Origin of the sequence: Vibrio sp. 10N.247.311.12, assembly GCF_041467515.1 — a bacterium.
Lineage (GTDB): Bacteria > Pseudomonadota > Gammaproteobacteria > Enterobacterales > Vibrionaceae > Vibrio > Vibrio crassostreae_C.
The window spans coordinates 13,239-27,040 of record NZ_JBFSUV010000065.1 but is presented as its reverse complement, the minus strand read 5'-3'; the positions used below and the strand labels follow the sequence as shown (position 1 = coordinate 27,040).

Genomic DNA, 13,802 nt, shown 5'->3' with positions numbered 1-13,802 from the left:
TTCACAATAATTCATCAATCTTAATTAGATCACATTTTTACTTTAATTGGTATAATTCACTAGCTACCACCAAAAACTTAAGTACGATATGCACCTAATCCTAAATGGCGACTAATATAATGAGTAAGAGTCAGTAATTTGGGATTATTATGAGGTTCTTTTTTGCACTGGTTGTATTCTTTTGTTCATTTTCTCTATCAGCAACTTCGTGGGAAAAAGAGAGTCACCCTACTAGAAATTCACCCTCATCAATTGGAAGCTATGCCAATGGCTGTCTAGACGGCGCGCAGGCTTTGCCTATTAATGGTTTGGGGTATCAGATCATTCGCCCTCAAAGAGAGCGCTACTATGGCCATACAGAAGCTATAAAGTTTATTGAGAGGTTAGGAGTCACGACCAGCGAGAAGCTCAATACTAATTTATTGATCGGTGATATTTCTCTTCCCAGAGGAGGGCGCTTTTCTTCAGGTCATTCAAGTCATCAAACAGGGTTAGATATTGATATATGGCTAAGGTTAACCAGTAAGAGGTTGTCAGAGAACGAATTAGCTGTGCCTAAACCTGTGAGCGTTGTGGATCTTACCAACTACAAATTGCGTGAATCGAATTGGACCGATGATCATTTTCAAGTTATTCGTTATGCGGCGAAAGATGAAAAAGTGGTGCGTATTTTTGTTCATCCAGTGATCAAGCAAACCCTTTGTGAACAAGAAAACTCTGACGCTAATGATAGAGCTTGGTTAGGCAAAATAAGACCTTGGTGGGGACACCACTCCCACTTCCACGTTCGTTTAAAGTGTCCTGAAGGCAGTTCAAACTGCATAGCTCAAGCGAGCCCTCCTAAAGGTGATGGTTGCGGATATGAACTTGCAAGTTGGGCTCCACAGACTGTTCCAGTTCCACCTCCTAAAAAAGTAGCGAAAACTAAGAAAAAGAAAAAAGTTAAAGTGATGCCAAGTCAATGTTTGGCCTTGATATCTAAGAAGTAATCCTGTTTATCGAGGCTTTTTACAGTGGTACTGCCACTGGTTTTTTCGACTCTAAAACTGGAGAAATATCACACTTTTGTCTAGAGTTTATAAACACGAGATTAAGAACATCGTTTGATATTAATAAAAGCAATAACGGTATCAGCAAGGGCGATGGCGAATTTGACAAGGTTTGGTCAGGGATTGAGTGTTTTGGGGTGAAAGATGCGGCTTATATGCAGTATGCGAAATCAGAGTCTGATACCCGTCGATAGATAATTCAAGGATAAGACTATGACTATGATTTGTGCGAAGGAATTTTCAGAATGGTTAAGACATAGGTTCAACGCTGAAAGCTCGGGTATTTCAATTTCAAGAGATGACATCAATCAGCTAACAGGCAGACAACGTTTAGACCCTAGTTTCGTAAATGATGTTCACTATGAATTGATGCAGTATGGAATGGCATTTGTGACCGATACCAGCAGGGAAAACTTTTATCTTGTTCCTATAGCTCAATCAATAAACTGGCGAGAACGACTCGAATATCAATTTGAAAAAGAGCTCTTCTGCAATATTTATCCAATCGGAAAATCAGGATGAAAAAAAAGGTTCAACTTATGGTTAAGTTGAACCTTTCTTCTTTTAGGTCAAGCCTTGAATGATAACAAACTTCTCAAGTAGCTCGTCATCAGTTTCAATATGGTTTGGGTCAGTGATGATGCATTTTGTAATCGGACACACTGACTGGCATGTTGGCTTTTCATAGTGACCTTTACACTCTGTACATAAATCAGGATCGATCTCGAAGATGCTGTCGCCCATAGTGATTGCACCATTTGGACATTCAGGATCACACATATCGCAGTTTATGCACTTGTCAGTAATTAACAGAGCCATTATTTTCTTCTCAAGTAAGTCGCTTAAGTAAAAATTATTTGCCTGATGCGTTACGTGTATCTTGGCCTTCGCTCAAGTTACGCATCAGCAAGCCGTACTCTAGATCTAGATCTGCTGGTACAGGAATAAATACAAAGTGACCGTTACCTTTCGCATCGTCGACCGCTTCAGATTTGCGGTTTTCCATAACTTCTAGTTTGAAAACAACGTTACCTTTCGGTGTCATCATTTCTAAGCTGTCGCCTACTAGGAACTTGTTCTTCACTTCTACTTCCGCTAGGTCACCACGGCGCTTACCTGTGAACTCACCAACAAACTGTTGAGTGTCAGAGATAGAGTAACCGTACTCGTAGTTTTGGTATGTATCGTGTGTATGGCGACGTAAGAAGCCTTCAGTGTAACCACGGTGAGCTAGGCTCTCTAGTGTACCCATTAGGCTTTCATCGAATGGTTTGCCTGCCACTGCATCGTCAATAGCTTTACGGTAAACCTGAGCAGTACGTGCACAGTAGTAGAAAGACTTAGTACGACCTTCAATCTTCAGAGAGTGAACACCCATCTTCGTTAGGCGCTCAACGTGTTGGATTGCACGAAGGTCTTTTGAGTTCATGATGTAAGTACCATGCTCATCTTCAAACGCTGCCATTTTCTCTTCTGGCTTGTGTGATTCAGAAAGCAGAACCACTTCGTCTGTTGGTTTACCAAGGCCTAGTGTGTTGTCTGGACGCTCATCTTGAACTTCAATGTCTTGCGTTTCTACTTCTTGAATAGCAACACCAGTAGGGTTTGCTTCAACGATCTGACCGTTTTCGTCTTCTTTCGCTGCTTCTGTTTTGTATTCCCAGCGGCAAGCGTTGGTGCAAGTACCTTGGTTTGGATCGCGCTTGTTCATGTAACCAGAAAGCAGACAACGGCCTGAGTAAGCCATGCAAAGAGCTCCGTGAACAAAGATCTCTAGCTCTGTTTCTGGGCAGTGTTCGCGAATCTCTTCGATCTCTTCAAGCGATAGCTCACGAGATAAGATCACACGCTCAACGCCTTGAGTTGACCAGAACTTAACGGTCGCCCAGTTTACTGCGTTTGCTTGAACAGAAAGATGGATTGGCATTTCAGGGAATGCTTCACGAACCATCATGATAAGACCAGGATCTGACATGATAAGCGCGTCAGGGCCCATGTCTACAACTGGTTTGAGGTCGCGAATGAATGTTTTTAATTTAGAGTTGTGCGGCTGAATGTTACATACAACATATAACTTTTTGCCTTGAGCATGAGCTTCATCGATACCGATTTGTAGGTTTTCGTGATTGAACTCGTTGTTACGAACACGAAGGCTGTAACGTGGCTGGCCTGCGTATACTGCATCTGCGCCGTAGGCGAATGCGTAACGCATGTTTTTGAGGCTTCCTGCCGGTGATAATAGTTCAGGTACAAATGGTTTTTGTGTAGTCATTGCTTCGTTCTCTAATCTGATCTCAAGTCAGGTTGATACCACCAAGTGATATCAAAGGGGCGCAAATTTTACGCTAAAATGAGTTTGGTTGATAGCCCTAAAGATAGCAATGACATTAACAAGAGGGTCTAGAGGCAGATATAAGTGAGAACTTAGTGAGAAATAAGCTCAGATACCGTTAGCACCTGAGCCTATAGTTTGACTGATTAAGCGTTAGGTTGAGTTAACCCGCCTAATGATTCAAATAGGTTTGGAAGGAAAACACTGAACTCACCACAAAGTAGAGAGAAGTCCGCATCAAAACGCGCAGCTTGATCTTCACGAGGAATATCGTCGTTTTCGTCTTTGAGCTCATCACTGAATTTTAGGCGTTTGATGCTGCCATCTTCTGCAAGAATGAATTCAATACGGTCTTGCCAGTTGATAAGAAGTTTCGTCACCATCTTATTGGCTTCGATGTGGTTTTTAATCTCATCAGCTTCTAGTTCTTGTTTCTTAACTCGAACAATACCGCCGTCTTCTTGAATAGATTTTAGTTCTGCTTCATCAAGCATAGTGATGCCTTGTGGCGTATCACCTGATTTCACCCATTCTGTAAGAGTCGTTTCGATCGCTTGCTCTGGGATAGCTGGCACTACTGGCAGGCTACCCATTGTCTTACGTAGCAATGCTAATACATCTTCTGCTTTTTTGTAGCTGCTCGCATCAACCACAATGAAACCTTCTTTTGGCATGATCAGCGCGTAAGTGAAGTTGCTGCGGCTGAATGCTCGAGGAAGTAGATCAATGATGATGTCTTCTTTTAGGCTGTCTTTCTCTTTCTTTTTCAGAGGGGTACCAGACTCTGCCTCAAGCGTTTCTACTTTTGCGTTCAATGATTCTTTGATCACAGAAGCGGGTAGCATTTTCTCTTCTTTCTTTGCACAGATAAGAATGCGGTTTTCTGATACGTGCGTCATCATATCGCCATGTCTACCCATTGCGTGTACCCAACCAAACTTCTGTTTGTCTTGGCTACCACAAGGAGTAAAGCGGAATTCTTCAAGTTGTTTCTCTAGCTGATCTGCGTTGAAATCAATATCACGGTTGAAGCGATAGACTAGGCAATTTTTAAACCACATAAATTTTTCTCATACCTTTTTAGAAGTGCTTCATGATATGAGATCTAATTCGATTTGTCCCTAGCTCTGTATCAAAAGTTATAAAGTGAAATGTTTGAGACAGTTATATGAAAATTTGTTTTCAAAGGTCACAAAAGTGTCATAATTAACTCAGATAATGCAATGCGTTGATTAAATACAAAGGCTATTCAATTATGTCGAGAAGGATTCTGGTCGTTGAAGATGAAGCACCTATTCGTGAGATGCTGTGCTTCGTGCTTGAACAAAAAGGCTACCAAGCAGTAGAGGCTGAAGATTACGATACAGCGGTAAACAAGCTATGTGAACCTTTCCCAGATCTAGTATTACTAGATTGGATGCTACCTGGTGGTAGCGGGATAAACTTTATCAAGCACATGAAGCGTGAAGAGTTAACTCGCAACATCCCAGTGGTGATGCTAACGGCTCGTGGAGAAGAAGAAGATAAGGTGCGTGGTTTAGAAGTGGGTGCTGATGATTACATCACCAAGCCATTTTCACCCAAAGAGCTCGTTGCTCGCCTGAAAGCGGTTATCCGCCGTGTAACGCCTACTGCACTAGAAGATGTGATTGATGTACAAGGTCTTAAGCTAGACCCAGTATCTCATCGTGTTACCGCAAGCGAAGGTCCAGTTGATATGGGACCAACAGAATTCAAAATGCTGCATTTCTTTATGACTCACCAAGAGCGTGTGTACAGCCGAGAGCAGCTGCTTAACAACGTTTGGGGTACCAATGTTTACGTTGAAGACCGAACGGTTGATGTACATATTCGACGCCTGCGTAAAGCGCTTGAGTCTGCAGGTCACGATAAGCTAATCCAAACGGTTCGTGGCGCTGGCTACCGTTTTTCTACAAAGGCTTAATGTGGCTTCGCTGCCCAGTTTACGGATTCCTGAATGGTTGAAAAGTTAACCTGGAAAAAGCTAGCTTGGGAGCTGGCTTTTTTTTACGCACCATGGGTTTTAGTCGGATGGATATTCGGTTACCTACCTTGGTTGCTGCTGGCTGCTACGGTATTGCAGCTCGGCTGGCATCTACACAACCAAATGCGTTTGTCCGCATGGCTGTGGGATGAGAAGCGTCTAACTCCACCTTCAGGCTCTGGGAACTGGGAATCTCTGTTTAACGGTATTTATCGTATGCAGCAGAGACAGCGTCGCAAACGTAAAGAGCTGACCAACCTTATTCGCCGTTTCAGAAACGGTGCAGAATCCCTTCCCGATGCCGTTGTGGTATTTCGTGGAGAAGGGAATATTGTTTGGTGTAACAAGCTAGCTCAGTATTTACTTGGATTTCGCTGGCCAGACGATTCAGGACAACCGATTTCTAACTTGATCCGTACGCCGGACTTCATCAAGTATCTTAATAAACAAGATTTTTCAGAACCGCTAGAGATGCCTTCGCCACTTAACGTGGAGCGCATGCTTGAGCTGCGTATCGTGCCGTATACCGAGGGTGAACACCTGATGGTGGTACGTGATGTGACCCAGCTTAAGCAGTTAGAAGGCATGCGCCGTAACTTCTTCGCTAACGTTTCTCATGAATTGCGTACGCCGATGACCGTCCTTCAAGGTTACCTTGAAATGACCGAAGATCCAGACATGATCGTTGGCCCAATGTGGACCAAGGCGCATGGCGTAATGACTGAGCAGCTCAATCGAATGAACAGTTTGGTTAATCAACTACTCACGCTTTCGAAAATTGAAGCGGCGCCAATGCATGAGTTGGATGAAGTGGTCAACGTTCCGGCGATGCTTGAGGTTCTTGAGAAAGAAGCGGCGAGCCTTAGCGGTGAGCGCGAACATAAGCTTGAGTTTGATATCGATAAGAGCCTACGAGTTCTTGCCGATGAAGACCAATTGAGAAGTGCGATATCGAATTTGGTTTATAACGCGGTTAAATACACACCCGCAGGTGCAACGGTCAAAGTGCGTTGGTATCAAACCAGCCAAGGCGCGTGCTTAGATGTGTCAGATACTGGTGATGGTATTGAGCCTCAACACTTACATCGACTCACAGAGCGCTTCTATCGTGTAGATAAAGCCCGCTCTCGTGATACCGGTGGTAGTGGTCTTGGATTAGCGATTGTAAAGCATGCGCTTAGCCACCACGATTCACATCTCGAAATTCAAAGTGAAGTGGGCGTCGGCAGTCGTTTCCATTTTACTTTACCAAATCGACTGACCGTATCATGAGTTGTTCGATACGCAGGATGTATTTTCCAGTCAGCTCATTATTAGCGTTTGCTTTAGTTAACCCTGTGCATGCCGAACAGGGTGTCGATTCTCTTCCTGATTATTCTAAGGTTCCGGGAATTTCTGGGAGCTTATTATCGGTCGGTTCGGATACCTTAGCGGGTATGACGACGTTATGGGTGGAAGAGTTCAAGTCCTACTACCCAAATGTTAACGCTCAAGTCCAAGCATCGGGTTCTTCTACTGCTCCTCCAGCCTTAACCGAAGGGACTGCACATCTAGGGCCAATGAGTCGTCCGATGCGCCTGCGAGAAATTGAAGCATTTGAAAGGGAGCATGGATATAAGCCAACAGCACTGCGAGTTGCTATCGATGCGATTGGGCTTTTTGTGCATCGTGATAACCCTATTGAGGGGCTTAACTTTCGTCAGATTGATGGCATTTTTTCTGAGACATTACGCTGCGGAGCAACAAGGCCCCTCAATAACTGGCAAGATCTCGGAATCGATCAGCCATGGGCGAAACATCGATTCCAATTGTTCGGTCGCAATTCTGTATCGGGGACTTATGGATACTTCAAACAGAATGCACTGTGCGGCGGTGACTTTAAAAATCGTGTGAATGAGCAACCTGGTTCGGCTTCAGTCGTTCAGTCGGTCGCTTCATCCATCAGTGGGATTGGCTACTCAGGTATTGGCTATCGTGTCGCTGGCGTTAAGTTAATTCCTATTGCTGAGCATGGTTCTGATTATGTAGAGCCGACTCGAGCGAATATCTTGAGCGGTGATTACCCTCTATCACGCTTTCTTTACGTATACGTGAACAAACACCCAGATAAACCGCTTTCTCCCGTTGAAAGAGAGTTCCTCACTTTTGTGTTCTCAAAGCAAGGACAAGAACTTGTAGAGAAAGATGGCTATTTAGCAATACCGTCTGAGTTCGCAGAGCAAGAGTTGGCAAAAGTCGGGCTCTAATTCAGGCTGCGATAAACTTAGATAAGAAACGTATGAACAGCTTGCGCGTCGCAGGCTGTTTTAATTTTGACTGTTCGTTATTTTAGCTTTAACGACCATCCTGCATTTTGCCAACGTTGTTGCTCTTCTCTGAGCTCATAATCAAGCAGTTGGTTTTGGGCCAACCAATCGCTGTTAGTTCCTTTCAATTCCCAGTTATCCTGTTGTTCAATCGTTAGAGTCACGTCTGGGGCCAGTGCTTGATTTCGCTGACGGTTGAGTAAGATAGCGAGTCTCAATATACGAATCAGCAGGGTGACTTGTTGCTGAGTAAACAGAGAAAGTTCCGGCAAATCTTGTAGTTTGAGGGCTTTTCTTTGATAGCGAACCAATGCTGATATAAGGCGTTGTTGCTCAGTATTAAAGCCTGGCATTGTCGTATGCTTAAGCAGATAAGCCGAATGGCGGTGATAGCCTTGGAATGCAATGCTTTGTCCTACCTCATGAAGTACTGCAGCCCAACCAAGCAGATCATACAGCTCATTAGTGACCGCAGTTGTCACTTGAGGCTGTACTTGTTTCAGCAATGAAAGAGCGAGCACTTTCACTTTCTCGCCATGAGTTACGTCTACATGGTATCGAGAGACGAGCGTTTCGGCAGTTCTTGTTCGAATATCAATATCTTTAAACCTATCCTCCATGTCATAAAGAACGCCTTCTCTCAGGGCACCATCAGAAAAATGTAACTCCTTGATGTCTAGCGTATCCATTGCTGCTGAAAGAATGGTGACGCCTGCAGCAAACACAGGCTTTCTCTCATCACTTAAGCCTGAAAGATTTACGGTGTTGGATGATGAAAACTCACATAAGTGATTCTTTAAATAGGACAGGCGTTGGGGCGTAATGAGACCATCGGTGAACCCTAAGCCAATGAGTACTTCTTTTATTGATTTCGTGGTACCAGATGAGCCAAAAGCGATTTCCCAAGGGGCTTTTGTGTATTCTTCAATCAATGGCATCAATAGACGAGTAGCTGCGGTATAAGCATCTGAGAAGTGTCGTGAAGTTAGCCCTTCGTCAGCAAAGAAACGTTGAGTGAAGTTGACGCATCCCATCGGTAAACTGCGCATAATTAGAGGAGTAAAGCCTTGTCCGGCGACGAGTTCCGTACTCCCTCCACCGATATCAATAACCAACTTAGATTCAGAAGCGGTTTGAGTGTGTTCTGCTCCGTTATAGATTATTCGAGCTTCTTCTTGACCGGAAATGATCTCTATTGGAAAAGGAAACAGTGGCTTGGCTTGCTCTAAGAAGTCTTTAGCGTTTTTGGCTTTTCTTAGGGTATGAGTCGCAACAACTCTGACATCATCAAGCTCAAAATCCGCCAGTCGTTCTGCGAACACCTTGAGGCATTCTAGGCCTCGCTCGATAGCGCTTTCAGATAGGACGTTACGTTCATCCAATCCATCACCTAATCTCACTTTCTGTTTGTGTCTGCTGACTAATTGCAGGTGTTGATCGAATACTCGGGCAACCACCATGTGAAAGCTGTTCGAACCCAAGTCGATAGCGGCAATACATCGAGAATGTTTGTTATCAATTAGCGGCATGATTTCTTCTCTTGTTTGTACTTCTTGCGAGCAAGTTTCTCCATACGTTTAATATAGTGGTAAGTGGAGAGTTGTGACGTCGGGTAATCAAGTAGGTTTGCTGGTGGTTGTGTGTAAGAGTTGCTCATCGCTTGGTCTAGCACTCGAGCTTTGTTGCTGTCATCGAAATGAAACTCGGTGATATCGATAATGGTTTGCTTGATCTTTGGATCTAAAATTGGAGCTGCAACTTCGATGCGGTGATCAAAATTTCGTGTCATCCAGTCAGCGGAAGATATATAGACCTTCGGCTTTCCAGTGTTACCAAATATCATCACTCTCGGATGTTCGAGGAAACGATCGACCACACTGACTATCTCAATATGATCACTGATGTTGGGTATGCCAGGGACAAGAGAGCACATGCCGCGAATGACCATTCTCACTTTTACATTGGCTTGGCTAGCCTGATAGAGCTTTTCAATGATCTCTCGATCGACCAAGTTGTTGAGTTTTAGAGTGATGCTTGCAGGTTTACCTTCTATCGCGTTTTGTATTTCATTATCTATCAATTGGTACAGACGTTTTCTAGTATTCTTTGGTGACACAATCAGTTGCTTGAACTGGGACTTTTGATAAGGGTTTTCAATATACTTAAAGACTTGTCTCACCTCTTGAGTCAAATCTTCATTCGCAGTGAGCAGAGAAAAATCGGTATACACGCGCGCTGTAACTTCATGGAAGTTGCCAGTGCCAATATGGGCATAATGCTCGGTATGCTTGCCTTCTTTTCGTTTGATGAGCAGCAACTTGGAATGGATCTTCAAACTTGGGATGCCATGGATGACTTTTACACCCGCTTCTTGAAGTTTCTTGGTCCATTGAATATTGGCTTGCTCATCAAAGCGTGCTTGCAGCTCGACAACCACAGTGACCTTTTTGCCATTGTGCGCCGCATCGATGATCGAGCTGAGGAGTTTTGAGCCTTCCGCAACACGGTAAACGTTTATTTTGATGGAGGTTACCTTCGGGTCAAAGGAAGCCTGCCTCACGAGTTCAGTGATGTGATTAAAGGTGTGATAAGGGTAATGCAACAAGATGTCACGAGCTTTGATCGCTTCGAAATAGTTAGGGTAGTGGCTGAAATGCGCGCACTTAATTGCGGGTAGTGGACGATTAACTAAATCACGTCGATTAAGGCTTGGGAACTCAGAGAAGTGTTTGAAGTTATGATAGCGACCACCCGCAATGACACTGTCATAGTCAGATAGTTTAAGTCTGACTTGTAAGAAGTTGAGCATTTCAGCGGGCATCTCTGACTCATAGATCAGACGGATCGGCAGTGCCGTTAAGCGCTGTTCTAAACCTAATGACATCGATTCTAATAGGTTATTTTCGTTGTCCTCTTGCAGATCATAATCGGCATCACGTGTCATTTTTATCGCAAAGCAACGCAATGAGTCATACTCAAAGAATCCTTTAAGTAAGTCATCCAAACAAAATCGAACTATATTATCTAACAAGATCAAAGTTGTACGCTGCGAACCCGAAGTTTCCGGTAACTTAACAAATCGAGGGAGTGCTTCTGATGGGATTTCGAGTAAGACATATTGAGATGATGCATCACGCTCGATGTCGATGGCTAAGTAACTTTGTTCATCTTTGAGAATATTAAGTAACTGGCTATCTTCGTTCAAGAGAATCGGAGTTAAGTGTGGCAGCACTTTTTTCTTAAAGTACTTTTTTATCCAGCCACTTTGTTCTTCGCTGATTTGTTGTTCGTTGACCAGAAAAATACGATTGCGTACCAATTCCAATAGCAAGTCGTTATACAGTTCATGGAATTGAGCATCGAGCTTGCTTGCTTTGCTCTGCATTTTAGTCAGTAGGCTTTTCGGCGAGTTGGAGGTTAGCTGTGGATCTTGAAGTAAGATCTTTCGCTTCACATCAGCAAATCGGACTTTGTAAAACTCATCGAGGTTTTTCGAGTAAATACCTAAAAAACGAACTCTTTCGATTAAGGGGACTGACTTATCTGCCGCTTCTTGGAGCACTCTTTCGTTGAAGGATAACCAGCTAAGTTCTTTTGTGACATAGTCTTTTTCCATCGAGATGAGAATCCTTGAGTACTGGCTATAGAGCTGATTACTTTAAATTAGAATGGCAAAATTCACAAAATCTATGATCTTACTTTAAGAAATATGGCTAACAAACTTGTTATTAGTTTCAGTTGTTTAACGTAACTTGTAATATAATTGTCATCTAACGTACATATTATGTCAGTAGCTAAAAAAAGGTAGATAAACAGATGGCATCAGCCCAATTTTCATTGAAAGAGCGCGACAAAAAAAGATGGTTGAAAGATCGTCTCGTCCGTTTTTCGGTGACATGTGGCGCGGTCAGTGTTCTAGCTGCCCTAGTATTGATCTTTGTTTACTTGGCAATGGTCATTTTACCGGTATTTTCAGATACTGGTTTAGAGACAGACCAAGCCGTAAAGACCGTTGCCGTAGAAGAGCCTATCGTCTTATCGGTTGATGAATATGGTCAACATGCATTTACTATCGAAAAATCCGGTTTGGTACAGTTTTGGGATTTAGAGTCTCAAAATACACACTCTTACTTTGAGCGTGATGTTGTAGCCAACCCCATCGCCTTTTCTCGAAATACCCCATCTGAAAACTGGTTTGCCTTTGCCGACAGCGCAAGCAATCTTACTTTTTTCTATCCTGAGTATAGTGCGCCTGTGCTGAAAAAGGGCAGCGAAGCCGAACCTAAAATTGAGCAAATCACTCTCCCTGAACCGTTTTTAAATGATGAACCCTCAAATGGGGCGACGATCGACAAATTCGCATTCTCTAAAAATGGACGTGGGATTACGGTTGCCGCGCAGTTAAGTGACCAACGAGTCTTGGTTAAGTGGTATCAGAGTGACCTTACTGGTCAGTATGTTTTTCAGAAGAGCCAATGGCTATCGGATAAGTTGGGCTTGCAGCAGCAACTGCTTGTCACACCTGATGGGCAAACCTTATACCTACGAGCACAATCGGATTTGGTTGTTTTGAAACTATCAGATAACGGTTTTGATGTTCGTGAAGTGATTGATCTTAGCTTAAATGATGCGAAGCATTCCGTGAAAAGCATCGATTTATTGTCTGGCGCATACTCGTTGTTGGTTACGCATGAGGACGGACAGGTTTCTCAATGGTTCGATGTACTCAAAGATGAAAAGCGTAGCCTGACCCATATTCGAGACTTCCAACTTGCTGAACAAGTGCAGTTTATTCTTCCTGATACTTATAGAAAGGGTTTTTATAGCTTCTATAAGAACGGCACATTACAAAGCCACTATACGACCAGTGAAAAGCTGTCGTTGTTTGAACGCGCATTTGATAAATCACCACAACTAGCCGCTATGTCTGCCAATGAACTGCATCTGGCAACGTTGATTGATGGCATCATCAGTGTGGCTAAAGTCGACAATGAATACCCACAAATCTCATTCTCCTCGCTTTGGCAAAAGGTCTGGTATGAAAGTTACCCTGAGCCGCAATACGTTTGGCAATCAACATCGGCGAATGATGACTTTGAAGAGAAATTCAGTTTAGTACCTATCACATTCGGAACTATCAAAGCCGCTCTGTTTGCGATGATGTTTGCTGTGCCGGTTGCTGTGCTCGGAGCTATTTACACCGCTTATTTTATGTCTCCACGCATGCGAAGAGTGGTGAAGCCTTCGATAGAGCTGATGGAAGCTCTTCCAACCGTGATCATCGGATTTTTGGCTGGGCTTTGGTTTGCTCCAATCGTTGAAACACATTTAACGGCTGTCTTCTCATTAATGATGCTATTACCACTGAGCACACTGTTGACTGGACTTGTTTGGTTCTGTTTACCGAAGAGGGTAACGGGTCGCTTCTCTAACGGTTGGCATGCTCTGATATTGATTCCGGTATTGGTGATTACAGTGGTTGCGGTGTTTGCTGGTGGAAACAACATTGAAGCCTTGTTATTTGGTGGTGATATTCGTACCTTCTTGGCTAGCTATGGTATCGACTTTGACCAACGCAATGCGCTAGTGGTTGGTTTTGCTATGGGCTTTGCGGTCATCCCAACGATTTTCACTATTGCTGAAGATGCTATTTTCTCTGTACCTAAACATTTGTCTGATGGGTCATTAGCGTTGGGTGCGACGGCGTGGCAGACGCTTATTTATGTGGTGCTATTGACGGCGAGTCCAGGTATCTTTTCTGCGGTTATGATGGGCCTAGGGCGAGCAGTTGGTGAAACCATGATCGTCTTGATGGCGACAGGTAACACCCCAATTCTTGACTGGAATGTTTTGGAAGGGATGAGAACTTTATCGGCAACGATTGCTGTTGAGCTGCCAGAATCAGAAGTGGGTGGTTCTCATTTCCGCTTGCTGTTCTTGGCTGCACTCTTGCTGTTTATCTTTACATTCGCGGTGAACTCAGTTGCTGAGTGGGTTAGACAAAGACTGAGAGATAAATATCGTGCGCTGTAGTTTTAAAGGTTTGCCTCAATGTGTATCAATGGCTTTTAGTGGCTTGACTAGCGTGTCTCTTGATCTTTGCAGCTCCT

General features: G+C 43.7%; 11 protein-coding genes. 6 read left to right on the top strand and 5 right to left on the bottom strand.

Annotation, left to right across the window (positions count from 1 at the left end; all coding sequences use genetic code 11):
• Positions 1 to 149 precede the first annotated feature (149 nt).
• Positions 150 to 989, top strand: coding sequence for a penicillin-insensitive murein endopeptidase (gene mepA / locus AB6E30_RS21185; protein WP_137002335.1), 840 nt, complete (start codon positions 150 to 152; stop codon positions 987 to 989).
• 273 nt (positions 990 to 1,262) lie between these two features.
• Positions 1,263 to 1,571 (top strand): hypothetical protein, encoded by a 309-nt coding sequence (locus AB6E30_RS21180; RefSeq protein ID WP_017062536.1) that lies wholly within the window; start codon positions 1,263 to 1,265, stop codon positions 1,569 to 1,571.
• A 42-nt stretch (positions 1,572 to 1,613) separates the two neighbouring features.
• Here AB6E30_RS21180 and AB6E30_RS21175 read toward each other — a convergent pair whose 3' ends face one another.
• The 3 genes from AB6E30_RS21175 to rdgC all read right to left on the bottom strand — a co-directional run bounded on the left by AB6E30_RS21175 (position 1,614) and on the right by rdgC (position 4,442).
• Positions 1,614 to 1,868, bottom strand: a complete 255-nt coding sequence (locus AB6E30_RS21175; RefSeq protein WP_004735061.1) for a YfhL family 4Fe-4S dicluster ferredoxin — start codon at positions 1,866 to 1,868, stop codon at positions 1,614 to 1,616.
• Positions 1,869 to 1,902: 34 nt separating this feature from the next.
• The gene (gene yegQ / locus AB6E30_RS21170) at positions 1,903 to 3,321 is read right to left on the bottom strand and encodes a tRNA 5-hydroxyuridine modification protein YegQ (RefSeq protein ID WP_017062848.1); all 1,419 of its coding nucleotides are present in this window, start codon (positions 3,319 to 3,321) and stop codon (positions 1,903 to 1,905) included.
• A gap of 206 nt (positions 3,322 to 3,527) precedes the next feature.
• Positions 3,528 to 4,442: a recombination-associated protein RdgC gene (gene rdgC / locus AB6E30_RS21165; RefSeq protein ID WP_017062534.1), complete on the bottom strand. Its 915-nt coding sequence runs from the start codon at positions 4,440 to 4,442 to the stop codon at positions 3,528 to 3,530.
• A 194-nt stretch (positions 4,443 to 4,636) separates the two neighbouring features.
• Between rdgC and phoB the strand changes: the two genes are divergently transcribed.
• From phoB to AB6E30_RS21150, 3 genes are read left to right on the top strand one after another with little or no spacing between them, the layout of a single operon-like run.
• Positions 4,637 to 5,326, top strand: coding sequence for a phosphate regulon transcriptional regulator PhoB (phoB, locus tag AB6E30_RS21160; protein WP_004735064.1), 690 nt, complete (start codon positions 4,637 to 4,639; stop codon positions 5,324 to 5,326).
• Between the two features lie 33 nt (positions 5,327 to 5,359).
• Positions 5,360 to 6,658 (top strand): phosphate regulon sensor histidine kinase PhoR, encoded by a 1,299-nt coding sequence (gene phoR, locus AB6E30_RS21155; protein WP_004740365.1) that lies wholly within the window; start codon positions 5,360 to 5,362, stop codon positions 6,656 to 6,658.
• A complete protein-coding gene (locus tag AB6E30_RS21150) occupies positions 6,655 to 7,632 on the top strand; it encodes a PstS family phosphate ABC transporter substrate-binding protein (RefSeq protein WP_372105131.1) in 978 nt (325 codons plus the stop codon). The genes phoR and AB6E30_RS21150 overlap by 4 nt, the downstream gene beginning before the upstream one ends.
• 77 nt (positions 7,633 to 7,709) lie before the next feature.
• Here the strand turns inward: AB6E30_RS21150 and ppx are convergent, their stop codons facing one another.
• On the bottom strand, positions 7,710 to 9,221 hold the full coding sequence (gene ppx / locus AB6E30_RS21145) for an exopolyphosphatase (protein ID WP_017068609.1): 1,512 nt from the start codon (positions 9,219 to 9,221) through the stop codon (positions 7,710 to 7,712).
• Entirely contained in the window at positions 9,212 to 11,308 is a 2,097-nt protein-coding gene (ppk1, locus tag AB6E30_RS21140) for a polyphosphate kinase 1 (RefSeq protein WP_372105129.1), read from the bottom strand. The genes ppx and ppk1 overlap by 10 nt, the downstream gene beginning before the upstream one ends.
• Before the next feature lie 200 nt (positions 11,309 to 11,508).
• On the opposite strand from ppk1, the gene AB6E30_RS21135 reads away from it, so the two are divergent.
• Positions 11,509 to 13,725: an ABC transporter permease subunit gene (locus AB6E30_RS21135; protein ID WP_372105127.1), complete on the top strand. Its 2,217-nt coding sequence runs from the start codon at positions 11,509 to 11,511 to the stop codon at positions 13,723 to 13,725.
• The last annotated feature ends 77 nt before the right edge of the window (positions 13,726 to 13,802 follow it).